This is a genomic window from Rathayibacter sp. VKM Ac-2760 (genome assembly GCF_009834185.1).
Classification (GTDB): domain Bacteria; phylum Actinomycetota; class Actinomycetes; order Actinomycetales; family Microbacteriaceae; genus Rathayibacter.
Window position 1 is genome coordinate 3,442,561 of record NZ_CP047173.1, and the last position, 24,456, is coordinate 3,467,016.

Sequence of the window (24,456 nt, forward strand, 5' to 3'; positions counted from 1 at the left end):
CGCCGCTGGTCAACCGGGACCTGCGGCGGAAGGACGCTCCCAGACCGAGAGCGTCGAGGTCCGAATCCCGGTGTCGACGAAGCCGGCGGCGGAGAAGAGGCGGATGCTCGGCGCGTTCCGCTCGTCGATTCTGGCGAGGACGTCGAGGCCCTCCGACTCGACCGAGCGGAGCACGTACTCGATCAGGCGAGTACCCAGCCCCCGGCGCTGGTGGGTCGGAGCGACCCCGATCGCGAACACGATCACGTACTCCCCGTCGCTGTCGTAGCCGAAGTGGCACGCGGCTGCGACTGCTCCGTCATCGATGCCGACGATCAGTGCCTCGGAGGCGGGAAGCGGAAGACGCAGCGACCGGAGATGGGACTGCACCTCGAGTTCCCAGGGGCACGGATGGAAGGTGCCGCGCCCTCCTCTGTACTGGGGACGCGACGGGGTCGCGCAGACGAAGCTCTGCAGGGCGCCCGAGTGCCAGCGACGCGCCTCGACGAGCGGGACGTCGTCAGCGCGCCTCACGCCACGTCGCGAGAGCGCGCTTCTCCGCGCTGCTCAGGACGGGTGAGCCGGCACCCGAGCGATGGCGTGCCGCCAGCGTCTCGCGCTCGCGGTCCGTGAGGCCGTCGTTTCCTCGTTCGACGGACTCACCCGAGGCGGGGCGGACCAGAGAGGACGAGGCGGACATGGTTCCCATGGTAGGTCTCACGCCGAGCATGGTCGAGGTCAGGCGCAGAACGCCTGTCGCCACCCGCCCACGCGCCTGATCCGGCCCCCACCCGAGAAGATCAGCGCGCCTACGCCTCGTCCGCGCGGTCCGCAAGTCCCTGCGTCAGGGCGGGCCGCACGCTTACGGTCGAGGCATGGACGCACAGGACATCCGCTGGAACGACGAAGCCCGCGACAAGATCCTCGAGGACTCGGACAGGGTCCTCCGGGAGGCGGTGCTCGACCTCGCGAAGACCAAGAAGGGCGAGCCCTGGGAGGACGTCTTCGCCGAGCTGAACTCCCGCCTCAAGGACCGGTTCATCGACTTCGAGCCCGGCCCGGACCTCCGCAAGTACGCCGAGGCCGTCTCCGCGGGAGAGATCGAGTCGTGAGCACCGACGACGACACGGCCGGCCGCACCGAGGACCCGGCGCTCGCCGACGACCTCGCCTCGATCCGCGCCGTCGGCGAGGGCCGCCGCGGCGACGCGGCCGACGCGACCGATGTCGAGCACGGCGACCCGCAGACCGTCGAGCAGGTCGAGCAGGAGCTCAAGGGCGGCCTCGACCTGGACTGATCGGACGCAGAACGCAGGAAGGCCCGCTCCCCTCGTTGAGGGAGCGGGCCTTCTTGCGTGCTCGGGCGACTACGCCGAGAGGCGCTCGTAGTCGGTGTAGCCCTCGGCGCCGCCGCCGTAGACGGTCTCCTGGACGAGCTCGTTCTCGGGGTGCCCGCCCTGCCAGCGCTCGACGAGGTCGGGGTTCGCCATGACCGGGCGGCCGACCGCGACGGCGTCGGCGTGACCGCCGGTGATCAGCTCGGTCGCCTCCTCGCGCGAGGTGGGGCTGCCGAAGCCGCTGTTGGCGACGAAGACGCCGCCGAAGCGGCTGCGCAGGTCCTGGACCAGCTCGCCCGCGGGCTCGGCGTGCAGGACGCTGAGGTACGCGAGGCCGAGCGGCGCGAGGCCGTCGACGACCGCCTCGTAGGTGGCGCGCACGTCGGCCTCGTCGGTCTCGACGACGTCCTGGATGTTGTGCGCGGGCGAGAGGCGGATGCCGACGCGACCGGCGCCGATCTCGTCGGCGACGGCGCGGGTCACCTCGATCACGAACGCGGCGCGGGCGGCGGGGCTTCCGCCGTAGGCGTCGGTGCGGACGTTCGAGACCGGCGAGAGGAACTCGTGCAGCAGGTAGCCGTTGGCTCCGTGCACCTCGACCCCGTCGAAGCCGGCGTCGACGGCGCGGCGGGCACCGGCGACGAACTCGTCGCGGACGGTGGCGAGCTCCTCGGTGGTCAGCGCGTGCGGCACCGGGAACGGCTTCTTCTCGCCGCTCGGGACACGGACCTCGCCGTCGATGGCGACCGCACTCGGCGCGACGATGCGGTCGGTGCCGGTGACGTCGGTGTGCGTGACGCGTCCGCCGTTCATGACCTGCATGACGATGCGCCCGCCGGCGGCGTGCACGGCGTCGGCGACGCCCTTCCAGCCCTCGGCCTGCTCGGCGGTCTCGATGCCGGGCTGACCCGGGTACGCCTTCGACTCGGCGCTCGGGAAGACGCCCTCGCTGATGATCAGGCCGAGCGAGGCGCGCTGGGCGTAGTGCTCGGCGATGAGGGCGCCGGGGACGCCCTGCTCGTCGGCGCGCAGTCGCGTCATCGGCGCCATGACGAGGCGGTTCGGCAGCTCGAGGTCGCCGGCGGTGAGGGGGGAGAAGGGATCCACGGATCGCCTTTCGGTCGGAGAGCGGGGGGAGGCGCGTCACCGCTTCCGGGACGCACCCCGGAGGCAACGCCGCCCGCGCCGCGCGCATTCCGCCTCCCGGCGTTCTCCCACCCGCGGTCGGAAGGGCCGACCACCGATTGCTGGTCCAGCCGCTCCGGAGCCTGCTGGTCGAGTAGCCGCGGAGCGGCGTATCGAGACCCACCCTCACCAGGTCTTCCGACGAAGGCGGATCTCGAGACCCCCGCTGCGCGAGCTCCTCGATCGGCGTGCGCTCCCCGTTCCGCATTCCCGCTCGTCCCCCTCGCGGACAGCCCTCGCTCGGGTGACACCCGGGCTGTCTACACTCGGGAGGCGAACGACGAGGGAGTGCGCGATGCCGAACGAATCATCCCCGACGAGGGCCGCGGCCCGCCGGGGCGCCCACCGATCGCCGATCGCAGCGCTCCTCGCCCTGCTCGCCGCCGCCGCTCTCGCCGTCGTGCCGGCCGTCGGCGCCGCGGCCGAGCCGCCCGCGACGCTCGGCTCCTCCGTCGTCCTCGACTCGGCCGGGGTCCTCGACTCCGCGGAGATCGCCGACATCGAGGCCGCCTCCGCTCAGCTCTACCAGGACCACAGCGTCCAGCTCTTCGTCGCCTACGTCGACACCTTCACCGGGACGACCGGCGACGAGCGCTGGTCGGACGCGACCGCGGAGCTCAACGGCCTCGGCACGAACGACGTGCTCCTCGCCGTGGCGGTCGAGTCGCGGCAGTACCAGGTGTCCGTCGACAACGGCTTCGCCCTCGACGCCGGCCAGGTCTCGGCCCTGGAGACCGACGACATCGAGCCGCAGCTGGTCGACGGCGACTGGTCGGGCGCCGCGGTCGCGGCCGCCCAGGGCATCGGCACCCGCCTCGACGCCCCGAGCGCGGGCGAGTCGCTCGGCTCCGGCCTCCTGATCGTCCTCGCCGTGCTGGCCGGCCTGGTCGTCGTCGGCGTGATCGTCTGGCTCCTGATCCGCCGCTCGCGCCGCCGGAAGGCCGCCGAAGCCGTGGAGGCCTCGCTCGACGAGCTCGCCACCCGCGCCGGCTCCGCCCTCGTGCACGCCGACGACGCGGTCCGCACCAGCGAGCAGGAGGTCGGCTTCGCGGAGGCGCAGTTCGGCTCGGACGCGACCGGGCCCTTCCGTGAGGCGCTCGTCACCGCCAAGCGGCTGCTCGGCGAGGCCTTCGCCCTGCAGCAGCGGCTCGACGACGCGGAGCCGGACACCGACCAGGAGCGCCGCGACGGCTACGGCCGGATCCTCCAGCTCTGCGCCGACACCGAGCAGGTGCTCGACGAGAAGGCCGAGGCGTTCGAGGAGCTCCGCGCCCTGGAGAAGAACGCCCCCGAGGTGGCCACCCGCCTCACCGCGCGCTCCGCCGAGGTCCAGGCCCGCCTCTCCCCCACCCGGGCCTTGCTGGCCGACCTCTCGACCCGATACGCCCCCACGGCGATCGACGACGTGGAGGACGACGCCGACCAGGCGGAGGACCGCCTCCGCTTCGCCGCCGACCAGGTCGCCGAGGCTCAGACGGCGCTCACCGCGGGCGAATCGGGCCGCGCGGCCGTGCTCCTGCGCGCCGGCCAGCAGGCGGCGGAGCAGGCCTCGGGCCTCCTCGACGCCGTCGCCACCCGCTCCGCCGATCTGCAGGAGGCGGAGCGCACCCTGGCGGGACGCGTCGCCGAGATCCGCGCGGACGTCGAGCAGGGCCGCGCGATCGTCGCGGCCGGCGACGCCGCCGACCCGGCGAGCGCGCCCCTCGTCGCGAACGTGCAGTCCGCGGTCGCGACGACGGAGGCGTCCCTCGACGCGGTCGAGCGCGACGCCGCCGCACGCCCTCGCGACCCGCTCGCGCTCCTCGAGCGCCTGACCGCGGCCGACGCCACGATCGACGCGGCCGTCGGCGGCTACCGCGACGCCGAGGCTCAGCGCGAGCGTCAGCGGGCAGCGCTGGCCGCCGAGATCGGCGCCGCCCGCAGCCGCGTCTCCGCCGCGGAGGACTTCATCGCCGCCCGGCGCGGAGCGGTCGGCTCCGAGGCGCGCACCCGCGTCGCCGAGGCCGCCCGCTCGGCCGAGTACGCCGCGCAGATCGCGGCCACCGACCCGGCCGAGGCGCTCGCCTCGGCGCAGCGCGCCTCCGCCCTCGCGCAGCAGGCGCTGAACGCGGCCCGCTCCGACGCGAGCGCCTACTCCGCCCCCGGCCTCGGCGGCGGCTACGGCGGCGGCAACACCACCGGCGCCTTCCTCGGCGGGATCCTCGTCGAGTCGCTGCTCGGCGGCGGAGGCGGGCGTCGCGGCGGCTACCGCTCCGGCGGCTTCGGCGGCGGAGGATTCGGCGGAGGCGGCTTCGGCGGCGGCGGCTCCCGGCGCTCCAGCGGCGGCGGCTTCGGTGGCGGCGGCGGCGGCGGCCGTCGCGGCGGCGGCGGCCGCTTCTGACCCGCCCGCCCACATACCCGCACGACCTACCTGCCAGACACCCCGGGCCCCGCATCCGCAGGCCCCCTCAGTGAAGGAGAGACAGCATGGCCCAGAAACAGTCGATCTTCGGCCGCATTGCGCAGCTCGCGAAGGCCAACATCAATTCGCTCCTCGATCAGGCCGAGGACCCGCAGAAGATGCTCGACCAGATGGTGCGCGACTACACCGACAGCATCCGCGACGCCGAGGCCGCCATCGCGCAGACCATCGGCAACCTCCGCCTCCTCGAGGACGACTACCGCGAGGACGTGCAGAACGCCGACGAGTGGGGCGGCAAGGCGCTCGCCGCGAGCCGCAAGGCCGATGAGCTGCGCTCCTCCGGATCGGCGGGCGACGCGGACAAGTTCGACGCGCTCGCCAAGGTGGCGCTCACCCGCCAGATCCAGTCGGAGAAGGAGGCGAAGGACGCCGAGCCGACGATCGCCTCGCAGACCGAGGTCGTCGACAAGCTCAAGTCGGGCCTGAACCAGATGCGGGAGAAGCTGAACCAGCTCTCCTCCAAGCGCGACGAGCTGATCGCCCGCTCGAAGACCGTCGAGGCGCAGTCGCAGGTGCAGGACGCGATCAAGAGCATCGACATCATGGATCCGACCAGCGAGGTGAGCCGCTTCGAGCAGAAGATCCGCCGCGAGGAGGCGCGCGTCCGCGGCGCGGAGGAGCTCGCCTCCTCGAGCCTCGACGCCCAGTTCGAGTCGCTCGAGGACCTCGGCGAGATGACCGAGGTCGAGGCGCGGCTCGCCGCCCTCAAGTCGGGCGGCCGCCCGCAGGACTCGATCGGATCGTGACCGGGGAGGACTGCTCCGGGTCGCCGTCCGTCACGGAGCAGTCCTCATCGCATGCCCTCTCCGGCATGCGTCGGAAAGCCTGGCAATCGTCCTGATGCGCCTGCCCGGTGCACGCCATAGTGTGAACCCAGTTCCCTTTGAAACCGGCGGACTGCTGCCGCGCCCGGCCCCTACCGGCGCGGTGAAATCATGAGCGGACCCGGACCTCCCGGGGATCGCTCGCCGAGCGGCCGTCGATGAGGACGGCCACCCCGAACGAGCGAGGCGCCGATGAGCACCCCCACCGCACTGTCCGACGGAAACGTCCCCTCCGCCCCCCGGGTCGAGACCTCCCCCCGGGTCCAGGCCTCTCCCCGCGTCGTCCGCACCCGCCCCCGCGGCGAGGGCAACACGAACCCGACGACCGAGTACTCCGGTCTGCTGAGCACCGTGCGCGACGCCGGTCTGCTCCGCCGCCGCCGCGGCTTCTACTACATCCTCTTCTCCGTGCTGACGCTCGCCCTCGGCGGCATCGTCACCGGCTTCGTCCTGCTGGGCGACTCCTGGTTCCAGCTGCTGCTCGCCGCTGCCCTGGGCATCGTGCTCACCCAGTTCGCCTTCCTCGCCCACGAGGCCTCGCACCGCCAGGTGTTCGAGTCCGGCAAGGCCAACGACGTCGCCGGCCGCACGCTCGCGAACCTCGTCGTCGGCATCAGCTACTCCTGGTGGATGAACAAGCACAGCCGCCACCACGCCAACCCGAACGTGCTCGGCAAGGACCCGGACATCGTCCGCGACGTCGTCTCGTTCACCCCGGAGGACGCGGCCCGCTCGCGCGGCGCCTACGCCTGGCTGACCCGCCGCCAGGGCTACGCGTTCTTCCCGCTCCTGCTGCTCGAGGGCATCAACCTGCACCTGCACGGCTTCCGCACCGTCTTCGGCAAGGGCAAGGTCGACAAGCGCTGGGTCGAGATCTCGATGCTCGTCGCCCGCGTCGGCCTCTACCTCGCCGTCGTCTTCTGGGCGCTGCCGCTCGGCATGGCCTTCGCCTTCGTCGGCGTGCAGATGGCCGTCTTCGGCCTCTACATGGGCGCCTCGTTCGCCCCGAACCACAAGGGCATGCCGATCCTGCCCAAGGAGGCCCGCGTCGACTTCCTGCGCCGCCAGGTCCTCACCTCGCGCAGCATCCGCGGCAACTGGTTCAACGACTACTTCATGGGCGGCCTGAACTACCAGGTCGAGCACCACCTGTTCCCGAACATGCCGCGCCCGGCGCTGCGTCAGGCTCAGGTCATCGCCAAGGAGTACTGCACGACCCACCAGATCCCCTACACCGAGACCTCGCTGCTCGAGTCGTACGGCATCGTGGTGCGCTACCTCAACCGCGTCGGCCTGTCGGCCGGCGGCGACCCGTTCGACTGCCCCGCCGCCTCCGCCTACGGGCGCTGAGCCTCAGGCCGCCTGACAGCCACGAAGGCCCTCCCCTCCGGATCCGGAGCGGGAGGGCCTTCGTCGTTCGGCGGCGCCGGCGGTTCGGCCCGGCCGGCGGCTCAGGTCGCCGAGCAGAGGACGAGCGTGCTCGAGACGCTCGCCGCGGTCTTCGCGCCGGTGCCGACGTAGCCCTCGGGGAGGGTCGCGACGCCGGTGAGCCCGAACGCGACCGAGATCGACAGCGTCGTGCGGAACGAGACGGTCGCACCGGCCGGCACGGCGGAGGTCAGCGTGATCAGCCGCGAGGTGCCGCTGAGGACCGCGACGTTCGCGGTGCCGCCCGACACCGAGAAGACGCCGATGTTCGCCACGCCGGAGCCGGTGACGACCACGGTCGTGCCGACCGGCAGCTCCTGCGCGCCGGCGGTCAGCAGGAAGCCCGGTCCGATGATGCCCAGGGTGCCGCAGGAGCCGGAGAGGCTGAAGGCGCCCACCTCGACGAGCGAGGCGGCGGCGGACGGAGTCGCGACGGCGACGGCGACGACCGGCACCGTCCAGGCGGCGGCGGCCGTCACGGAGCGGCGGGTGACGAGGCGGTCGGAGTCGGAGCGGGGCGGGGAGACGTGGGTCACGAGGGAGCCTTCCTGTCGGTGAACGCGAGGCGCGGCCGGTTCCGCAGAGGACGCGGGGCAGGCCCGATCGTGTCCTCCGCGCGAGGACACCGCCACCGCGCCGGGGCCGCCCCTCGTCAGTGGGACAGGGGCCGAACGCAAGGGGCTACCGGGGTCTCGGGAGGGGTCCTAGCGTGGAGGCATGAGCAGCTCCGAGAACGACATCGAACCGACCTCCGGCGACAGCGGCATCACGACCGGCGGCGCCGGCACCGGTACCCCCGCGGGCCTCGACGAGGTGGGCAGCCCGTCCCCCGACGGCCCCGACGGCGTGGACGCCGCGGGCGAGGAGCAGAACCCGCCCCTGCCCGACTGGGGACCCACCGACGGCGTCCACGGCACGGACGCCGAGACCGAGGACGACACCGACGCGTCAGGCGCCGCCGGGCACTGACCGCCTCCTCCAGGGCCCTCGCGCCTCCCCCGTCGGCTCCGCGCCGGCCGGGAAGCGCGGGGGCTCGCCGTCGTCCCTCCGTGTTCGCCGGAACGTCGCCGGAGGCCCCCGCCGGCGGCCCTACACTGGCGCAATGCAGCCGAAAGAACGCTCCCTCCGGGTGATCTCCTACAACCTCCGGGAGCACAGGGCGCACGGCGAGATCGCCCCTCTCGCCGCCCGCCACGACGTCGACGTCCTCTGCCTCCAGGAGTGCGACACCACGAAGCTCCCGCAGGAGCTCGGCGATCTGCGGCTCGCGTCGGTCACCGCGCGCAACCGCCTCGGGCTCGCCGTGTACTACTCCCAGGCCCGATTCGAGCTCGTCGGCAGCGCCGCGTTCGAGCTCAGCAAGTCGATGCACGACCGCGTGATGTCCCCCGCTCACGAGCGTCTGCTGGCCGTCCGGCTGGAGGACCGCGAGGGCGGGGCGATCGCCGTCTCGTCCTTCCACGCCGCCCCGCTCTCCGCCGGCAACGCCCTGCGCCGGAAGCAGATCGGCGAGGCGCTCGACCGCCTCCGCGAGTACGCGCCGGAGACCCCGTCGATCATGGTCGGCGACTACAACTACCCCTGGTTCTTCCGCGGACTGGACCGCAGGATGACGCAGAACGGCTACCTCGTGTCGCGGAGCGATTCCCCGACCTACGCGCGCTACCGCTACTTCAGCGGCCACTTCGACTTCGCGATCAGCGACTCGGTGCGCATCGAGCGGGTCTCCACGCTGCCGCAGGGGGTGTCCGACCACCTCCCGGTCCTGGTCGACGCCCACTACGACGTGCGCGCGGCGTGAGCGGCCGGGTTCACCTGAGCCGCCGGATTCTCCCCGGCGGCCTCGGTAGGCTCGTCCGGTGACGATCCTCATCCTCGCCCGGCACGGAGAGACCGTCTGGCACTCCGAGAACCGCTACGCGGGCTCCTCCGACATCGCGCTGACCGCCCTCGGGCAGGACCAGGCGGCCACCCTCGCGTCCTGGGCCGTCGACGCCGAGCTCGACGCGGTCTACTCCTCCACGCTCGTGCGCGCGGTGCGCACCGCCGTCCCCTCCGCGCGGGCCGCGCACCTCGAGGTGCAGCTCGACCCGGCGCTCGTCGAGGTCGACTTCGGCCGCGGCGAGGGCCTGACGAACACCGAGATGGAGCAGCGCTTCCCGGACGAGTACCGCGCCTGGGTGGCCGCCCCCGCCATCCAGCCGATGCCCGGCGGCGAGTCCGGTCTCGACGCGGTCGCCCGCGCGAACACGGCGCTGGCGCGGATCCACCGCGACCACCCCGAGGGGCGCGTACTGGTGGTCTGCCACGGCACCCTCATCCGCCTCCTGCTCTGCGCCTACCTCGGCATCAACCCCGAGACCTACCGCCACACCTTCCCCGCCGTCGACAACGTCTCGCTGACCACGCTGCTCTGGGACGAGACCGGGGTCGGCCTGCTCGGCTACAACGTCCCGCCCGTGCAGAAGCAGCGGCGCTCGAGCTGAGCGGCGTGCCGCCGTCACGGGCCGAGCCGCCGGCTCGGGCGGGTGCGGCGTCGATCGGGCTCGTGCTCGGATCGATCGCGAGCGTGCAGCTCGGCGCGTCCTTCGCGGTGCTGCTCTTCCCGGCGGCCGGGCCGATCGGGACGGTCACGCTGCGGCTGGTCTTCTCGGCGCTGGTGCTGCTCGTGGTCTGCCGGCCGCGGATCCGCGGCTACTCCCGCTCGGACTGGGCGACCGTCGGCGCCTACGGCCTGGCGCTCGGCGGGATGAACGCCTGTTACTACGAGGCGATCGCCCGGATCCCGCAGGGCGCGGCGGTGACGCTCGAGGTGCTCGGGCCGCTGGTGCTGTCGGTGATCGCCGGGCGGAGCCTGGTCAGCCTGCTCTGGGCGGCGCTCGCCCTCGGCGGCGTCGTCGTGCTCTCGCAGGGCGGATTCTCGGTGCTCGACCCCGTCGGCGTCGCCTTCGCGCTCGGCGCCGCCGCGCTCTGGGCCACCTACATCGTCTTCGCCGGGCGCACCGGCGGGCGCTTCCCCCGGCTCGACGGGCTCGCGCTCGCGCTGACGGCGGGCGCGCTCGTCTCGCTGCCGTTCGGCATCGCCGCGGCCGGCCCGGCCCTCGTCCTCCCGCCGGTGCTGCTGCTCGGGCTCGCGGTCGCCGTCCTCTCCTCGGCACTGCCGTACGCGCTGGAGCTGCTCGCCCTGCGGCGCCTGCGCTCGTCGACGTTCTCGATCCTGATGGCGCTGGCGCCCGGCGCGGCGGCGCTCTCGGGCTTCCTGGTGCTGGGCCAGCGGCTGACCGCGATCGAGGCGGTCGGCATCGCGCTCGTCGTGGCGGCGAGCGTCGGCGCGGTGCGGACGGCCCGGCGCACGTAGCCGCGGCGGGCTCGGCCTGCGGAGCGCGAGACCGGGCCGGGGCGCGGGAGCCGCCCGTTCGGGTCGGGCGGCCGTCTCGGACCAGGTCACCGAACGCGATGGTGTCCCCGGCCCGGTCTGCTCCGACCGTAGCCACCGCCGACTCCCCCGCCCAGGTGTCGCGAACGGTGCGGCCACAACGGGGGGCACTGCGGGGCTCGGGTCTCGATACGCCGCTCCGCGGCTACTCGACCAGCAAAAGGCACGCCGCTGCGCGCCCCTTGCCTCGCTGATCGAGTAGCCCTCGCAGAGGCCGTGTAGAGATCCACCTCCTCCTGGCAGTTCTTTTGTTAGGCTAACTATGTGACCCCGCCCCCTGCCGACACCGATCTCCCCGCCCTCGCCGGCGAGACGCGCGTCGCCGTCGGCCGGCTCAGCCGCCGTCTGCGTCAGGAGAAGGCGGAGCACGAGCTGAGCGACGCGCAGTTCGGCGTCCTCGCCCTGCTGCACCGCGAGGGCCCGCGCACCCTCGGCGAGCTCGCCGAGGCGGAGCGGGTCCGCCCGCCGTCGATGACCCGCACCGTCGGCTGCCTCGCCGACGACGGACTCGTCGAGCGCCTCGCCGACCCGACCGACGGGCGGGTCACCCGCATCCGCGCGACCGCGCGCGGCTCCGAGCTGGTCCTCGACGTGCGCCGCAGCCGCGACGCCTGGCTCATCGCCCGCCTCCGCGAGCTCGACCCCGACCAGCGCCGGCTGCTGCACGACGCTGCCGCGCTGCTGCGCGAGGTGGCGGACCGATGAGCGCGATGTTCCGCTCCCTCGCCGTGCCGAACTACCGGATCTGGTTCGCCGGCGCGATGGTCTCCAACATCGGCACCTGGATGCAGCGCACCGCCCAGGACTGGATCGTCATCAACGACCTGACCGACCACGACGCGACGGCGCTCGGGGTGACGATGGCGCTGCAGTTCGGGCCGCAGCTGCTGATGGTGCCCTTCTCCGGCTTCATCGCCGACCGCTTCGACCGCCGGAAGCTGCTGATGGCGACGCAGGCCGCGATGGCCGTGCTCGGCCTCGGACTCGGCCTGATCGTGGTGACCGGCGTGGTGCAGCTCTGGATGGTCTACGTCTTCGCGCTGCTGCTGGGCTTCGCCGCAGCAATCGACGCCCCTGTCCGCCAGACCTTCGTCTCGGCGCTGGTCGAGGAGCGCGACCTCTCCAACGCCGTCTCGCTCAACTCCGCCTCGTTCAACTCGGCGCGGATGATCGGTCCCGCGCTCGCGGGCGTCCTGATCGCCGCGGTCGGCTCGGGCTGGGTGTTCCTCCTCAACGCCGCGAGCTTCGTCGCGGTGCTGGTCTCGCTGCGCTTCCTGCACCGCGAGCAGCTGCGCTCCGCTCCCCGCGCCACCCGCGGCCCGGGCGCGCTGCTCGAGGGCTTCCGCTACGTGTCACGCCGCCCCGACATCCTCGTCGTGCTGTCGATCGTCTTCCTCATCGGCACCTTCGGCCTCAACTTCCCGATCTTCGCCTCGACGATGGCGACCGTCGAGTTCGACATGGGCGCGAGCGAGTTCGGCCTGCTCTCCTCCGCGATCGCCGTCGGCTCGGTGATCGGGGCCCTGCTCTCGGCCCGGCGCGACCGCCCCCGGCTGCGCCTGATCGTCGGCGCCGCGGCGGCCTTCGGCGTCGCGCTCGCCCTGGCCGGCCTGATGCCGACCGTCTGGGCGTTCGCGATCCTGCTCCCCTTCGTCGGGATCGCCGCGCAGACGCTGATGACCTCGGCGAACGGCTACGTGCAGCTCTCGACGACCCCGGAGATGCGCGGCCGCGTGATGGCGCTCTACATGGCGATCTTCATGGGCGGCACCCCGATCGGCGCGCCCCTGATCGGCTGGGTCGCGAACGCCTACGGCCCGCGCTGGGCGATGCTGGTCGGCGCCTCCTCCGGCGCCGTCGCCGCCGCGATCGGCGCCGGCTGGTACCTCCGCAGCCGCCGCCGTGCCCGCGCCCCCGAGCCCGCCGCCCAGGAGGAGGTCGCCCTCGTGACGACCCCCGCCCTCACGCCTCGCGCGTGATCTCCACCCGGACGAACAGCTTCGAGGAGTGCGGGCCGGCGTAGACGCCGCGCAGCGGGGCGATGTCGTTGTAGTCGCGACCGCGGCCGACGATCACGTGGCGGTCGCCGATGTCGATCAGGTTGGTCGGGTCGTAGCCGCGCCAGGCGCCGCCGCAGAACCACTCGACCCAGGCGTGCGACTCGCCCACCACGGTCTCGCCGATCGCCGCGTTCGGCTTCGGGTGCAGGTAGCCGGAGACGTAGCGCGCCGGGATGCCGGCCGAGCGCAGCGCGCCGAGGACGATGTGGGTGATGTCCTGGCAGACGCCCTCGCGGACGGTCCACGACTCGGTCGCCGTGGAGTGCACGCCCGTGACGCCCTGCCGGTAGGTCATCTCGCGGCCGATCGTCTCGGCGATCGAGAGCGCTGCGTCGCAGGGGCCCTCGGCCGCGTCGGCCAGGCCGCGGGCGAGCGCGACGAGGTCCTCGGGCGGCGCGGTGCGCGTGGTCTGCTTCAGCTGCTCGACGTACTCGGTGCGGGTCTGCACCTGGTCGGCGAGCTGCTCCCAGCCGACCGGGTGGTCGGGGTGCGCCTTCGGCCGGATCTCGACGAGCGAGGTCGCGGTGAGCGAGAGCTCCTGGTGCGGGTCGAGCACGTCGAACGACGAGACCCGGGTGCCCCAGTAGTCGGTGTAGCTGTGCGCCGAGGTGACCGGGCGGATCACGAGGTTCGACGAGAGCACGAGCTGCCCGTCCGAGGACGCCGGCAGCATCCTCGCCTCGTTGTAGGACGCGACGACGTCGCCCCGGTAGGTGAATCCTGTCGTGTGCGTGATGCGCAGCCTGCTCACAGCGCCTCCCCGATCCAGCTCGGCATGACGTTGGTGGGGAAGTAGCGCTGGCGGATCGCCTCGGAGGCCGACGAGGTCGCCTCCTGCACGCTGTCCATGTGCCGCGGCAGGTCCTCGAGGATCTCGGCGATCGGCCGGTACTCGAGCTCGCTGCGGATCTGGCCGAGCACCCGCTGCGCATCGCCGGAGTGGCCGACGCGGCCGGTGCGGGGCTCGATGTCGCGCATGCACATCTCCGCGCGCGACACCGAGAAGAGGATCGACCGCGGGAAGAGGCGGTCCAGGAGGAGGAACTCCGCCGCGTTCCGCGCACTCGGCACCCCGCGGTAGGTGCGCAGGTACGCCTCGTACGCCCCGCAGGAGCGCAGGATCGTCGTCCAGGACGGTCCGCTCGCCTCGGTGAGCGACCGGGTGGCGAGCAGCCGGGCGGTCATGTCGGCGCGCTCGATCGAGCGGCCGAGCGTGAAGAACTGCCAGGCCTCGTCGCGTGAGGTGGCCGACTCGATGATGCCCACGGCGAGCGCCGAGCGCTCGCGCACCCAGCCGAAGAACTCCGAGACGCGCTCCCCCGTCACCCGGCGCGGCATCCGCGTGCGGGTGGTGTTGAGGCACTCCCACAGCTCGGTGGAGACGATCTCGCGGGCGCGCCGCGCGTTCTCGCGGGCGGCTCCGAGCGAGTAGGCGATGGAGGCGGGGTTCGTGCGGTCGATCGCGAGGATGGTCAGCACGTCGGCGCGGGTGACCTCCTTCATGTCGTCGGGCGCGGTGGAGCCCATCACCGACAGCAGCGAGCGGCAGGCGGTGTCCTCGTCGATCCACGGGTCCTCGAGCAGGAGCTGCAGGTGCACGTCGAGGATGCGGGCGGTGCCGTCGGACCGCTCGATGTAGCGGCCGATCCAGAACAGCGACTCGGCGATCCGGGAGAGCATCAGTCGTCCTCCCCTGCGGCGCGCGACTGCTGCTGCTGCTGCTGGTCCTGGTCGTGGTTCGCCGCGTCCTGCGGAGACTGGTCGGGCGTGTGGTTGAGCGGGTAGACGATCGGGATCGAAGTGGTCACGGCCGCCTGGTCCTCGACGAGACCCGAGATGTCGTGCGCGTCCGGCTCGGTGAGCTGCTGGCCCTCGAGGCCGACGACCCAGGTGTCCTTCGACCCGCCGCCCTGCGACGAGTTGACGACGAGCTGGCCCTCGGGCAGCGCGACCCGGGTGAGACCGCCGGGCAGCACCCAGACGTCGTTCCCGTCGTTGACCGCGAAGGGCCGGAGGTCCGCGTGCCGGGGCCGCATCCCGTCGTCGACGAGGGTCGGGATGGTGGAGAGCTGCACGACCGGCTGGGCGATCCAGCCGCGCGGGTCGGCCTGGAGCCGCGAGCGCAGCTCGGCCAGCTCCTTCGCCGAGGCGGCCGGACCGACCACGAGGCCCTTGCCGCCGGAGCCGTCGACCGGCTTCACGACGAGCTCGTCGAGGCGGTCGAGCACCTCCTCGAGCGCACCCGGATCCTCGAGGCGCCAGGTGTCGACGTTCTTGATCACCGGGTCCTCCGAGAGGTAGTAGCGGATGAGGTCCGGCAGGTAGGTGTAGACGAGCTTGTCGTCGGCGACGCCGTTGCCGACCGCGTTCGCGATGGTGACGTTGCCCAGGCGAGCGGCGAGCATCAGCCCGGGCGAGCCGAGCATCGAGTCGGCGCGGAACTGCAGCGGGTCGAGGAACTCGTCGTCGACCCGGCGGTAGATCACGTCGACGCGGGTCGGCCCGGAGGTGGTGCGCATGAACACCTTGCCGCCGGTGCAGAACAGGTCGCGCCCCTCGACCAGCTCGACGCCCATCAGGCGGGCGAGCAGGGTGTGCTCGAAGTAGGCCGAGTTGTAGACGCCGGGGGTGAGCACGACCACGGTGGGGTCGTCGACGCCCTCGGGGGCGGAGGCGCGCAGGGCCTGAAGCAGGCGGTTCGGGTAGTCGCCGACCGGCCGCACCCGCATCGAGACGAACAGCTCGGGCAGCGTCTGCGCCATCACCCGGCGGTTCGAGATCACGTAGGAGACGCCCGAGGGCACCCGCACGTTGTCCTCGAGGACCCGCCAGTCGCCGACCTCGTCGCGGATCAGATCGATGCCGGAGACCTGGATCCGCACGCCGTTGGCCGGCTCGATGCCGGCGGCCTGGCGGTGGAAGTGGCTGGAGCTGGAGAGCAGGGCCGCGGGGATCACGCCGTCCTTGACCGCGTTCTGCGGACCGTAGACGTCGGCGAGGAAGGCCTCGAGCGCGCGGACCCGCTGCTTGACGCCGTTCTGCACGACCGACCACTCGGCGCTCTCGATCACGCGCGGCACGGCGTCGAGCGGGAAGGGCCGCTCCTCGCCCGCGAAGTCGAAGGTGACGCCCTGCGCGAGATAGGAGGAGGCGAGCGCATCGGTGCGACCGCGCAGCTCCTCCTGCGTCATCCGCGCGAGCGAGGAGTAGATGTCGCGGTAGGAGTCGCGGACGCCGGCGGGGCCGCTCGTCGCCGCGACATCGGCGAACATCTCGTCCCAGGGTGAGGCGCCCGCACGGGGCCGCTCGACCTTCTGGGACCCGTATCCGTCGAAGAGGTCACCCATGGCACGACTCTAGTGCGGGGCAGATTGCGGGGATGTTTCGTCCGGCCGGAGGGCGAGATGGCGGCTCGTCACTCCAGGGCGAGGGCCCGCTGGCCCAACCGTCACACTAAGCCGCCGGCGCCGAGGATCGCGTCGATGCGAGCACGCGCCGTCTCGCTGCGGTAGGGGTCGGTCGCCTGGACCAGGGAGTCGGCGATGCCGAGCGCCCCGAGGACTGCGACGACGGAGTCGAAGCGGGCCGAGCCGTCCCCCGCCTCGAGACGGCGCAGCGTCTCGCGCGTGACGCCCGCCCGCTCGGCGAGGGCGGATGCGGTCATCCCGTTCACCGCTCGCCAGCGCCGGATGTTGGCTCCGACCTCGGCCAGCTGGAGGGAGCGACGAGGAGACCGTCGTGCAACCATGCGACACCTCCTGAAATCTACAGCTGACAGCCTGGCCCGCTGTGGCATCTGAAGCTTTCATTCGTCACCTGCTGCACCCCGTCGAAGGGAGATGTGATCCTCGGGTGTCATCGCGGCCTGGGTGCGAGCGGTTACACCACGAGTAGTACCTGATGGGTTACAGTGTGGTGTGTAGCCGTACGGTTACACCGGCGGAGGGGGCGAGCGGTGTTCAGCGGAGTGAACGATCTGAGGCAGCTGGTGGTCTCGATGCGCGAGGACGCGGGCCTCAGCCAGGCCGAGCTCGCCCAGCGCGCGGGACTCTCCCGGAAGTGGGTGAACGAGTTCGAGCGCGGCAACCCCAATGCCCGTATCGGTGCGGTGCTCGACGTGCTCCGAGCGCTGGGGTACGGGCTCGAAGAAAGGGCGCTCGATGCCCACCGCACGTGAGCTCGTCGCCTACCTCGACGGCAGAAGAGCCGGAACCTTTCTGCAGGAGAGCACGGGCGACACCGTCTTCGTCTACGACGACGAATACAGGCGCGACTCGCTGAGCACACCCCTCTCGTTATCGATGAGCAAGGCCGTGGAGCGCCACAGCAAGCGGAAGGTCCTGCCCTGGCTCAACGGACTCCTCCCCGACAACGAGGCAGCACGGAGCGCCATTGCTCGACGCTTCGATGTCAATCCGAAGAACCCCTTCGCCATCCTCGAACACACCGGATCAGACGCTCCTGGAGCCGTTCAGCTTCTTCCTCCTGGAGAAGGATCCACTGACGCGGACGGTGACCGAACCGCGACAGAGGCACTGGCCGACGAGGACGTCGCTGAACAGCTCCGCCTCGTCATCGACGAGTACCGAGACGGGACTGCGGACGCGCGCCTCGATCAGCGCTTCTCTCTTCCCGGAGCGCAACCCAAGATCGCGCTCGTTCGCGACCGAGGCGGGTGGGCACGGGCAGTGGGCGCGACGCCGACGACCCACATCCTCAAGCCCGTCGCGCCGGACGGATTCAGGCGCGTCGACGTCGTCGAATACGTGACGTCGACCGCGGCGAACACCCTGGGTCTCGCGACTGCCGAGTTCTGGATTCAGGAGATAGGGCCGCACCGAGTCTTCGTCTCGAAACGCTACGACCGAGAGCTCGGAGCAGACGGAGTCGTCCGGCGGTTGCATCAGGAAGACCTGGGACAGGCCCTGTCGACGGATCCGGCGAAGAAGTACCAGCGACGGGACGGAGGACCGGGGATCGGCGCCGTCGCGACCCTCATCCGCGCTCTCGCACTCAGCGACAGCCAGAGAGTGCAGATCGGATGGGAGTTCTTCCGTGGAGTCGCCTTCAACAGCGTCGCCTACTGCACCGACGCACACATCAAGAACTACTCGATGCTGCTCGACGGCGCCTCCTCTCGGCTCGCGCCCCTCTACGACCTGAACACCATCGCCCCCTATCTCGACGATCGGTTGCGATTCGGCGCCAGGGGTGAAGCGCCACAGGCAGCGATGTCGATCGACGGCGAACACCGCTTCGATGCGATGTCCGAAGCAGGCTTCGCGAAGGAAGCGAAGAAGCTCGGGGTGGACGGCGGTCGAGCCGTCGACGAGATCCGTCGGCTCCGCCGCGACCTGGTGGGAGCTTTCGAAGAGGCCCGAGACGCCCTCGTCGCTCTCGATGACGAGACGACGAGCTTCGCCCAGGAGGTCGTCGACGGGGTGGCCCGCATCCCCTCACTGACGCGCTCCTGAGTGCTCGACCGAGTGGCGGGAATGAATCCAGCTCTCCGTGGTTGGATGAGGATGTACATGCGAACGCATGGATTAGGTCTCGCCAGGACGGGGCCACGGAGAGAAGGAGCGCCCGATGCAGTTCGGCATCTTCACGGTGAGCGACATCACCACCGACCCCACGACCGGCCGCACGCCCAGCGAGTCCGAGAAGATCGCGGCGACCCTCGCGATCGCGGAGAAGGCCGAGGAGATCGGCCTCGACGTGTTCGCCCTCGGCGAGCACCACAACCCGCCGTTCTGGTCGTCCTCCCCCACCACGACCCTCGCCTACATCGCGGCGAAGACCGAGCGGATCCAGCTCAGCACCGCCATGGCGCTGATCACCACGAACGACCCGGTGAAGCTCGCCGAGGACTACGCGATGCTCCAGCACCTCGCCGGCGGCCGCGTCGACCTGATGCTCGGCCGCGGCAACACCGGCCCGGTCTACCCGTGGTTCGGCAAGGACATCCGCCGCGGCATCGAGCTGACCATCGAGAACTACGACCTGCTGCACCGGCTGTGGACCGAGGAGTTCGTCGACTGGGAGGGCCAGTTCCGCACCCCGCTCCAGGGCTTCCAGTCGACCCCGCGACCGCTCGACGGCGTCGCGCCGTTCGTCTGGCACGGCTCGATCCGCTCGCCGCAGATCGCCGAGCAGGCGGCGTACTACGGCGACGGCTTCTTCGCGAACCACATCTTCTGGCCCGCCTCGCACACCGCGAAGATGGTGCAGCTCTACCGCCAGCGCTTCGAGCACTACGGCCACGGCAGCGCCGACCAGGCGATCGTCGGGCTCGGCGGGCAGATCTTCCTGGCGAAGAACTCGCAGGACGCGGTCGCGCAGTTCCGCCCCTACTTCGACAACGCCCCGGTCTACGGCCACGGCCCCTCGCTCGAGGACTTCACCGAGCAGACCCCGCTCACCGTCGGCTCGCCGCAGGAGATCATCGACCGCACCCTCGGCTTCCGCGAGTACGTCGGCGACTACCAGCGCCAGCTGTTCCTGATGGACCACGCCGGTCTGCCGCTGAAGACCGTCCTCGAGCAGATGGACCTGCTCGGCGAGATCCTGCCGGCGCTGCGCGCGGGCTTCGCCGAGGGCCGCCCGGCGCACGTGCCGGACGCGCCCACCCACTCCTCGCTCGTCGCGGCCCGCGCCGAGCAGCCCGCCGTCGCACCCGTCGCTGTCAGCGCCTAGGAGGCACCATGGACACCCGCAGGATCACCGTCCTCTCGGCCGGCCTCAGCACGCCGTCCTCCACCCGCCTGCTCGCCGACCGCCTGGCCGACGCGACGGAGGCCTCGCTCACCGAGCAGGGCTTCGCCGTCGAGCGCAGCGTCGTCGAGCTGCGCGACCTCGCGCACGACGTGACGAACAACCTCCTCACCGGCTTCGCCAGCCCCGCGCTGCAGACCGCGCTCGACGCGGTGGCCGGAGCCGATGGGCTGATCGCCGTCACGCCGATCTTCACCACCAGCTACAGCGGGCTCTTCAAGTCGTTCGTCGACGTGCTCGACACCGAGGCGCTGCGCGGGCTGCCCGTGCTGCTCGCGGCGACCGGCGGCTCGCCCCGGCACTCGCTCGCGGTCGACTACGCGATGCGCCCGCTCTTCAGCTACCTGCACGCGGCTCCGCTGTCGACGACGGTGTTCGCCGCGACGGAGGACTGGGGCGGGGCCACCGAGGACGGCCGCGCGCTGCCCTCGCGCATCGAGCGGGCGGGCCGCGAGCTCGCGACCGAGGCGGCGCGCACCTCCCGCGCTCCCGCCGACCCGTGGGCGCTGGACGGCTCGTTCGAGGGGATGCTCGGCCGCCGCAGCTGACCGGCTCCTCTCACAGGATCGGCGATCCGTCCAGTCCCGGCACCGCGCGCCTCCTCCGCGTTAGCCTCCCTCCGGGAGCCCGCCTGTGGCCCCCGAGGGGAGGCCATCATGGGCCGGAACACGACTGCGCTGGACGCCACCGCTCTCCGGAGCGCCTTCGACCGGGCGGTGCTGGACCGCCGCCGCTTCCTCAGCGCGCTGGGCGTCGCGGCCGCCGTGCCGGTGCTCGCGGGCTGCGGCTTCGCGCCGGCCCGCCCCGCCGCGAGCGCGGACAGCGGCACGCTGACCTTCACCACCTGGGGCACGGACGCCGAGCTCGCCGGCTTCCAGCGAGCGATCGACCGCTTCCAGGAGGCGAACCCCGGCTCGACCGTGGCGCTGAACTCGGTGCCGTACGAGCAGATGTTCACCAACATCGACGCGCAGCTGCAGGCGGGCAACCCGCCGGACGTCTTCCGCGTGCCGTACTACACCTTCGGCAGCTACGCCGGTCGCGACCAGCTGCTCGACCTCACGCCGCACCTCGAGGCGGACGTGGCCGAGCGCTTCACCGACCCGGCCTGGGCCGCGGTGCAGAGCAACGGCAGCCCGTTCGGTGTGCCGCACCACACCGACACCTCGCTGATCCTCTACAACACCGAGGCGCTCGCGACCGCCGGCATCACCGACTTCCCCGCCTCGCCCGAGGAGGCGTGGACCTGGGACGAGTTCACCGAGGTCGGGCGGAAGCTGCGCGCCTCGCTCCCCGCCGAGCGCTACCCCTTCGCCTACAACTGGCAGGGCAACGGCGTCACCCGCTGGCTGAGCCTGCTCTTCCAGGCCGACGGCCGCTTCCTCACCGAGGACCTGTCCGCCCCGGCCATCGACTCCGAGGCCGGCCGCGCCGCGATCGACTTCAGCCGCAGCTTCTTCACCGACGGCCTCGTCCCGCCGAGCAGCTCGATCCAGGCGACGACCTACGCGAGCGACCTCTGGTACTCGCAGACGACCGCGATGACCTTCGGCGGCGCCTTCCTCATCCCCGACGCCGAGTCCACGCTCGACTTCGAGTGGGGTGCGACCTACTCGCCGCGGAACGTGCGCGGCGGCGGCGACTTCGGCGGCAACGCCCTCGTCGCGACCAAGGCGACCGCGAACCCGGAGCTGGCGGCGGCGTTCCTCGCCTTCGTGACGGAGGAGGAGTCGATGCGCGACTTCTGCGCCGGCGCCTCGCTGCTGCCCACCCGTCGCGACCTGACCGAGTCGGGCATCGAGTTCGAGGTGCGGCCCGAGCTCGCCGAGGTCTTCCTCGGCCAGGCCGGCACCGTGCAGGCGTCCGACTCGGCGCAGGTCGCCTCGCCGGACATGGCGGCGATCATCGCGGTGCTGAAGGACCAGCTGGAGCAGGCGTTCGTCGGCGGCCAGAGCACCGAGGACACGATCGCGAACCTCACCTCCGGCATCGCCACCGCCGTGCAGTGAGCGGCGCGCCCCAGTGACCCGCACCCTGCCCCCGCCGACGGCGGTGACGGCGCGCCCGCGCCGCCACTCCAGGGCGCCCGCCCGCGAGACCGTCGCGGCCTACGGGTTCCTCGCGCCGAACCTGCTGATGCTGGCACTGTTCGTCTTCGTGCCGCTGATCGGCGCGTTCCTGCTCAGCTTCCAGCGCACCAACGGCTTCGGCGACGGCGTCTTCATCGGGCTGGACAACTACGGCCGGCTGCTGAGCGACCCGCTGTTCTGGCGCTCGACCCTCAACACCGCGCTGTTCACGCTGATCGTCACGCCGCTGTCGATGGCGCTCGGGCTCGGCGCCGCGGTGCTGCTGAACTCGGTGCTGCCGGCCCGGCCGGTCTTCCGCTCGATCCTGATCCTGCCGATGGCCGTCTCGGGCGTCGCCACGGCGCTGATGGGCGTGCTGATCTTCGACGAGAACAGCGGAGTGCTCGACGGCCTGCTGCAGACCATCGGCCTGCCGCGGATCGCCTGGCAGTCGGGCGGTGCGGCGGCCTTCGCCTCCGTGATCCTCGTCACCCTGTGGTGGCGCACCGGCTTCAACATGCTGATCTACCTGGCCGGGCTGCAGGGCGTGAACCCCGCGCTCTACGAGGCGGCGCGGCTCGACGGCGCGAACGGCTGGCAGCAGTTCCGGCACGTGACGGTGCCGCTGGTCGGGCCGTCGACGTTCTTCCTGCTGATCCTCAACGTCATCTACTCGTTCCAGGTGTTCGACATCGTCTTCGTCCTCACCGGCGGCGGGCCGCAGAACTCCACCTCGGTGCTGGTGACCTACGCCTACGACACCGGCTTCGTCACCCGCGACCAGGGCTACGCGGCCGCGATCGGCATCGTCCTGCTGATCCTGACCATGATCTTCACCGCCGTGCAGTGGCGCACGAACCGCTCGAGGGACCTCGTCGAATGAACCGCGTCTCCCGCTCGACCACCGCGCTCCGGCTCGTCCTCGCGATCCTCGTCTCGGTCGTCATCCTCTTCCCGCTCTACTGGATGCTCGTCGTCGCGTTCTCCTCGCGCGCCGAGCTGCTCGGCGGCACGCTGCGCCTGTGGCCGCGCGAGTTCACACTGGCCAACTTCGAGCGCGTCTTCGACTCGTTCCCGGTCGCGACCTGGTTCGGCAACTCGCTCGCGATCAGCCTCACCACCGCGCTGATCACCGTGGCGATCAACCTGCTCGGCGGCTACGCCTTCGCGCAGCTGCGCTTCCGCGGCTCCGGCGTGCTCTTCCTCCTGGCGCTGTCGACGCTGACGCTCCCCGTGCAGGTGATCATGGTGTCGCTCTTCCGGCTCGTCACCGACCTCGGCCTCTACGGCAGCTACTGGGCGGTGATCCTGCCGACGGCGGCCTCGGCGTTCGGGCTCTTCCTGGCGCGGCAGTTCATCCTCGCCATCCCGCGCGACCTGATCGAGGCGGCCCGGATCGACGGGGCCGGCCACTTCCGCGTCTTCACCCGGATCGTGCTGCCGCTCTCGAAGCCGCTGATCGCCGTCCTCTTCTTCATGTCGCTCCTCGGCTCCTGGAACGACTTCGCCTGGCCGCTGATCGCCCTCAAGGAGAACGTCCTCTTCACCCTCCCCATCGGACTGCTCTACCTCCAGGGCCAGTTCGGCAGCGACTACGGCGGAACGATGGCCTTCGCACTGGTGAACGTGCTGCCGATGGTCGTGCTGTTCCTGATCTTCCAGCGCTACTTCGTGCAGGGGTTCGCGCGCAGCGGACTCCGCTGATCGGGCGCCGCCCGTTCCTGGGAACGGTCGCGATCGACTGCTTCTATCACGGCCGTATGTCAATCCCGGCTATTGCGCCCCCCGATGGTGCGGGGCCGCGGTACCGTACACCCAGGCGCCTATCCGGGGCGCCCCGGAGCGCGTCGCTCCAGCAGAAGGCGGGGTCGTCGTGAGCACCATCGCCGCCAACGCCGCCCAGCAGCGCGTCGCCGGTCGCTACTACCTGATCGAGCGCATCGGCTCGGGCGGGATGGGCTCGGTCTACCGGGCGCGCGACGAGACCGTGCAGCGCGACGTGGCCGTGAAGGTCTTCCGCGCCGAGGCCTCGAACCCGGAGGACGTCGCCCGCCAGGAGCGCGAGGTGCGGATGCTCAGCTCGTTCGCGCACCCCGGCATCGTCAACCTCTTCGACGCGGGCCTGCACAACTTCGGCGGCGAGGTGCGCCGCTACGTCGTGATGGAGCTGGTCGCCGACCCGACCCTCGAGGCGCGGCTCGAGCCGGGCCCGATGGCAGCGGACGAGGTCGCCGCGATCGGCACTCAGCTCGCCGAGGCGCTCGCCTACCTGCACGAGCGCGGCGTGGTGCATCGCGACGTGAAGCCCGCGAACATCCTGGTCAGCGAAGTCGCCTCCAGCGGCTACACCCGCACGGCCAAGCTCACCGACTTCGGTGTCGCTCACTTCATGGACGGCTCGCGCCTCACCAGCGACGGCATCGTGATCGGCACCGCCAGCTTCGTCAGTCCGGAGCAGGTGGCCGGCGAGCCGATCAGCGGCGCCAGCGACGTCTTCTCCCTCGGCCTCGTGCTGCTGGAGGCCCTGACCGGCCACCGCGAGTACTCGGGCACCGTCCTCGAGGCGGCGATCGCGCGGCTGAACCGCTCCCCCGTCGTCCCGCCGACGCTGCCCGCGGCCTGGCGGACGCTGCTGACCTCGATGACCGACCGCGACCCGGCGAAGCGGCCGACCGCCGACCAGGTCGCGCACCGACTGCGCGCGGGGATGACCGCGGCGGCCCCCGCAGCGGATGCCGCCGCTCCCGACGGCCGCTCCGCGCGCGTCCGCCGCAGCGTGATCATCGGCTCCAGTGTCGTCGGCGTCGGCGCCATCGCCGCGCTCTCCTGGATGCTCGGGATGCTCGCCGGCCGCTGAGCCGAGAGCCTGCTCGTCGGGCGGCCGCGCCTCATGCCGGTCGGGGA

The 24,456-nt window shown here is 71.8% G+C and carries 26 protein-coding genes; 19 read left to right on the forward strand and 7 right to left on the reverse strand.

From position 1 onward, the window contains the following. Window positions 1-9: 9 nt before the first annotated feature. Complete coding sequence (locus tag GSU72_RS15705; protein ID WP_159985876.1) at window positions 10-369, reverse strand: GNAT family N-acetyltransferase; 360 nt, start codon at window positions 367-369, stop codon at window positions 10-12. A 485-nt stretch (window positions 370-854) separates the two neighbouring features. Between GSU72_RS15705 and GSU72_RS15710 the strand changes: the two genes are divergently transcribed. Together GSU72_RS15710 and GSU72_RS15715 are read left to right on the forward strand one after the other, a co-directional pair. Next, window positions 855-1,091 carry a hypothetical protein gene (locus tag GSU72_RS15710; RefSeq protein ID WP_159985877.1) on the forward strand — a complete coding sequence of 79 codons (237 nt, stop codon included), beginning with the start codon at window positions 855-857 and terminating at the stop codon, window positions 1,089-1,091. After that, window positions 1,088-1,276: a hypothetical protein gene (locus GSU72_RS15715; protein ID WP_159985878.1), complete on the forward strand. Its 189-nt coding sequence runs from the start codon at window positions 1,088-1,090 to the stop codon at window positions 1,274-1,276. Before GSU72_RS15710 ends, GSU72_RS15715 begins: the two co-directional genes overlap by 4 nt. 69 nt (window positions 1,277-1,345) lie before the next feature. On the opposite strand, the gene GSU72_RS15720 is transcribed toward GSU72_RS15715, so the two are convergent. Continuing rightward, window positions 1,346-2,422: an alkene reductase gene (locus GSU72_RS15720; protein ID WP_159985879.1), complete on the reverse strand. Its 1,077-nt coding sequence runs from the start codon at window positions 2,420-2,422 to the stop codon at window positions 1,346-1,348. Window positions 2,423-2,795: 373 nt separating this feature from the next. On the opposite strand from GSU72_RS15720, the gene GSU72_RS15725 reads away from it, so the two are divergent. From GSU72_RS15725 to GSU72_RS15735, 3 genes are all read left to right on the forward strand, one after another. After that, complete coding sequence (locus GSU72_RS15725) at window positions 2,796-4,880, forward strand: TPM domain-containing protein (RefSeq protein ID WP_159985880.1); 2,085 nt, start codon at window positions 2,796-2,798, stop codon at window positions 4,878-4,880. Window positions 4,881-4,966: 86 nt separating this feature from the next. Continuing rightward, a complete protein-coding gene (locus GSU72_RS15730) occupies window positions 4,967-5,707 on the forward strand; it encodes a PspA/IM30 family protein (RefSeq protein WP_159985881.1) in 741 nt (246 codons plus the stop codon). A gap of 270 nt (window positions 5,708-5,977) precedes the next feature. Then, the gene (locus GSU72_RS15735; protein WP_159985882.1) at window positions 5,978-7,135 is read left to right on the forward strand and encodes an acyl-CoA desaturase; all 1,158 of its coding nucleotides are present in this window, start codon (window positions 5,978-5,980) and stop codon (window positions 7,133-7,135) included. 101 nt (window positions 7,136-7,236) lie between these two features. Here the strand turns inward: GSU72_RS15735 and GSU72_RS15740 are convergent, their stop codons facing one another. Next, window positions 7,237-7,749 (reverse strand): hypothetical protein, encoded by a 513-nt coding sequence (locus GSU72_RS15740; protein WP_159985883.1) that lies wholly within the window; start codon window positions 7,747-7,749, stop codon window positions 7,237-7,239. Between the two features lie 181 nt (window positions 7,750-7,930). Between GSU72_RS15740 and GSU72_RS15745 the strand changes: the two genes are divergently transcribed. From GSU72_RS15745 to GSU72_RS15770, 6 genes are all read left to right on the forward strand, one after another. Further along, on the forward strand, window positions 7,931-8,182 hold the full coding sequence (locus tag GSU72_RS15745; RefSeq protein ID WP_159985884.1) for a hypothetical protein: 252 nt from the start codon (window positions 7,931-7,933) through the stop codon (window positions 8,180-8,182). Window positions 8,183-8,315: 133 nt separating this feature from the next. Then, a complete protein-coding gene (locus tag GSU72_RS15750; protein ID WP_159985885.1) occupies window positions 8,316-9,014 on the forward strand; it encodes an endonuclease/exonuclease/phosphatase family protein in 699 nt (232 codons plus the stop codon). Window positions 9,015-9,072: 58 nt separating this feature from the next. Next, window positions 9,073-9,699 carry a histidine phosphatase family protein gene (locus GSU72_RS15755; protein WP_159985886.1) on the forward strand — a complete coding sequence of 209 codons (627 nt, stop codon included), beginning with the start codon at window positions 9,073-9,075 and terminating at the stop codon, window positions 9,697-9,699. 62 nt (window positions 9,700-9,761) lie between these two features. Continuing rightward, on the forward strand, window positions 9,762-10,571 hold the full coding sequence (locus GSU72_RS15760) for an EamA family transporter (protein WP_244255846.1): 810 nt from the start codon (window positions 9,762-9,764) through the stop codon (window positions 10,569-10,571). Between the two features lie 342 nt (window positions 10,572-10,913). Continuing rightward, window positions 10,914-11,354, forward strand: a complete 441-nt coding sequence (locus tag GSU72_RS15765; RefSeq protein ID WP_159985887.1) for a MarR family transcriptional regulator — start codon at window positions 10,914-10,916, stop codon at window positions 11,352-11,354. Further along, window positions 11,351-12,628, forward strand: coding sequence for an MFS transporter (locus GSU72_RS15770; protein WP_159985888.1), 1,278 nt, complete (start codon window positions 11,351-11,353; stop codon window positions 12,626-12,628). Before GSU72_RS15765 ends, GSU72_RS15770 begins: the two co-directional genes overlap by 4 nt. Here GSU72_RS15770 and GSU72_RS15775 read toward each other — a convergent pair. The 4 genes from GSU72_RS15775 to GSU72_RS15790 all read right to left on the reverse strand — a co-directional run bounded on the left by GSU72_RS15775 (window position 12,612) and on the right by GSU72_RS15790 (window position 16,505). Next, complete coding sequence (locus GSU72_RS15775; RefSeq protein ID WP_159985889.1) at window positions 12,612-13,460, reverse strand: transglutaminase family protein; 849 nt, start codon at window positions 13,458-13,460, stop codon at window positions 12,612-12,614. The genes GSU72_RS15770 and GSU72_RS15775 overlap by 17 nt on opposite strands. Beyond that, on the reverse strand, window positions 13,457-14,389 hold the full coding sequence (locus tag GSU72_RS15780; RefSeq protein ID WP_159985890.1) for an alpha-E domain-containing protein: 933 nt from the start codon (window positions 14,387-14,389) through the stop codon (window positions 13,457-13,459). The genes GSU72_RS15775 and GSU72_RS15780 overlap by 4 nt, the downstream gene beginning before the upstream one ends. Next, the gene (locus tag GSU72_RS15785; protein WP_159985891.1) at window positions 14,389-16,056 is read right to left on the reverse strand and encodes a circularly permuted type 2 ATP-grasp protein; all 1,668 of its coding nucleotides are present in this window, start codon (window positions 16,054-16,056) and stop codon (window positions 14,389-14,391) included. Before GSU72_RS15785 ends, GSU72_RS15780 begins: the two co-directional genes overlap by 1 nt. Window positions 16,057-16,157: 101 nt before the next feature. Then, window positions 16,158-16,505, reverse strand: coding sequence for a helix-turn-helix transcriptional regulator (locus GSU72_RS15790; protein WP_348272762.1), 348 nt, complete (start codon window positions 16,503-16,505; stop codon window positions 16,158-16,160). A 159-nt stretch (window positions 16,506-16,664) separates the two neighbouring features. Here GSU72_RS15790 and GSU72_RS15795 point away from each other — a divergent pair, with 159 nt between their 5' ends. The 8 genes from GSU72_RS15795 (at window position 16,665) to GSU72_RS15830 (ending at window position 24,409) form a co-directional block, all read left to right on the forward strand. Continuing rightward, window positions 16,665-16,886 carry a helix-turn-helix domain-containing protein gene (locus GSU72_RS15795; protein WP_244255848.1) on the forward strand — a complete coding sequence of 74 codons (222 nt, stop codon included), beginning with the start codon at window positions 16,665-16,667 and terminating at the stop codon, window positions 16,884-16,886. Next, a complete protein-coding gene (locus GSU72_RS15800) occupies window positions 16,870-18,183 on the forward strand; it encodes a HipA domain-containing protein (protein ID WP_159985893.1) in 1,314 nt (437 codons plus the stop codon). The genes GSU72_RS15795 and GSU72_RS15800 overlap by 17 nt, the downstream gene beginning before the upstream one ends. Window positions 18,184-18,298: 115 nt before the next feature. Beyond that, a complete protein-coding gene (locus GSU72_RS15805) occupies window positions 18,299-19,405 on the forward strand; it encodes an LLM class flavin-dependent oxidoreductase (protein WP_159985894.1) in 1,107 nt (368 codons plus the stop codon). A gap of 8 nt (window positions 19,406-19,413) precedes the next feature. After that, window positions 19,414-20,031 (forward strand): FMN reductase, encoded by a 618-nt coding sequence (locus tag GSU72_RS15810; RefSeq protein WP_159985895.1) that lies wholly within the window; start codon window positions 19,414-19,416, stop codon window positions 20,029-20,031. Between the two features lie 108 nt (window positions 20,032-20,139). Next, window positions 20,140-21,492, forward strand: a complete 1,353-nt coding sequence (locus tag GSU72_RS15815) for a sugar ABC transporter substrate-binding protein (protein ID WP_159985896.1) — start codon at window positions 20,140-20,142, stop codon at window positions 21,490-21,492. A 13-nt stretch (window positions 21,493-21,505) separates the two neighbouring features. Beyond that, window positions 21,506-22,435: a sugar ABC transporter permease gene (locus GSU72_RS15820; RefSeq protein WP_244255849.1), complete on the forward strand. Its 930-nt coding sequence runs from the start codon at window positions 21,506-21,508 to the stop codon at window positions 22,433-22,435. After that, on the forward strand, window positions 22,432-23,256 hold the full coding sequence (locus GSU72_RS15825; protein WP_159985897.1) for a carbohydrate ABC transporter permease: 825 nt from the start codon (window positions 22,432-22,434) through the stop codon (window positions 23,254-23,256). The genes GSU72_RS15820 and GSU72_RS15825 overlap by 4 nt, the downstream gene beginning before the upstream one ends. A gap of 169 nt (window positions 23,257-23,425) precedes the next feature. Next, window positions 23,426-24,409 carry a serine/threonine-protein kinase gene (locus GSU72_RS15830; RefSeq protein WP_159985898.1) on the forward strand — a complete coding sequence of 328 codons (984 nt, stop codon included), beginning with the start codon at window positions 23,426-23,428 and terminating at the stop codon, window positions 24,407-24,409. The last annotated feature ends 47 nt before the right edge of the window (window positions 24,410-24,456 follow it).

What these genes read in the sequence shown, in the direction of transcription:
- GSU72_RS15710 (WP_159985877.1), top strand. Translation starts at nt 855, where the DNA reads ATGGACGCACAGGACATCCGCTGGAACGACGAAGCCCGCGACAAGATC.
- GSU72_RS15725 (WP_159985880.1), top strand. Translation starts at nt 2,796, where the DNA reads ATGCCGAACGAATCATCCCCGACGAGGGCCGCGGCCCGCCGGGGCGCC.
- GSU72_RS15730 (WP_159985881.1), top strand. Translation starts at nt 4,967, where the DNA reads ATGGCCCAGAAACAGTCGATCTTCGGCCGCATTGCGCAGCTCGCGAAG.
- GSU72_RS15735 (WP_159985882.1), top strand. Translation starts at nt 5,978, where the DNA reads ATGAGCACCCCCACCGCACTGTCCGACGGAAACGTCCCCTCCGCCCCC.
- GSU72_RS15745 (WP_159985884.1), top strand. Translation starts at nt 7,931, where the DNA reads ATGAGCAGCTCCGAGAACGACATCGAACCGACCTCCGGCGACAGCGGC.
- GSU72_RS15750 (WP_159985885.1), top strand. Translation starts at nt 8,316, where the DNA reads ATGCAGCCGAAAGAACGCTCCCTCCGGGTGATCTCCTACAACCTCCGG.
- GSU72_RS15770 (WP_159985888.1), top strand. Translation starts at nt 11,351, where the DNA reads ATGAGCGCGATGTTCCGCTCCCTCGCCGTGCCGAACTACCGGATCTGG.
- GSU72_RS15780 (WP_159985890.1), bottom strand. Translation starts at nt 14,389, where the DNA reads ATGCTCTCCCGGATCGCCGAGTCGCTGTTCTGGATCGGCCGCTACATC.
- GSU72_RS15785 (WP_159985891.1), bottom strand. Translation starts at nt 16,056, where the DNA reads ATGGGTGACCTCTTCGACGGATACGGGTCCCAGAAGGTCGAGCGGCCC.
- GSU72_RS15790 (WP_348272762.1), bottom strand. Translation starts at nt 16,505, where the DNA reads ATGCCACAGCGGGCCAGGCTGTCAGCTGTAGATTTCAGGAGGTGTCGC.
- GSU72_RS15800 (WP_159985893.1), top strand. Translation starts at nt 16,870, where the DNA reads ATGCCCACCGCACGTGAGCTCGTCGCCTACCTCGACGGCAGAAGAGCC.
- GSU72_RS15805 (WP_159985894.1), top strand. Translation starts at nt 18,299, where the DNA reads ATGCAGTTCGGCATCTTCACGGTGAGCGACATCACCACCGACCCCACG.
- GSU72_RS15810 (WP_159985895.1), top strand. Translation starts at nt 19,414, where the DNA reads ATGGACACCCGCAGGATCACCGTCCTCTCGGCCGGCCTCAGCACGCCG.
- GSU72_RS15815 (WP_159985896.1), top strand. Translation starts at nt 20,140, where the DNA reads ATGGGCCGGAACACGACTGCGCTGGACGCCACCGCTCTCCGGAGCGCC.
- GSU72_RS15825 (WP_159985897.1), top strand. Translation starts at nt 22,432, where the DNA reads ATGAACCGCGTCTCCCGCTCGACCACCGCGCTCCGGCTCGTCCTCGCG.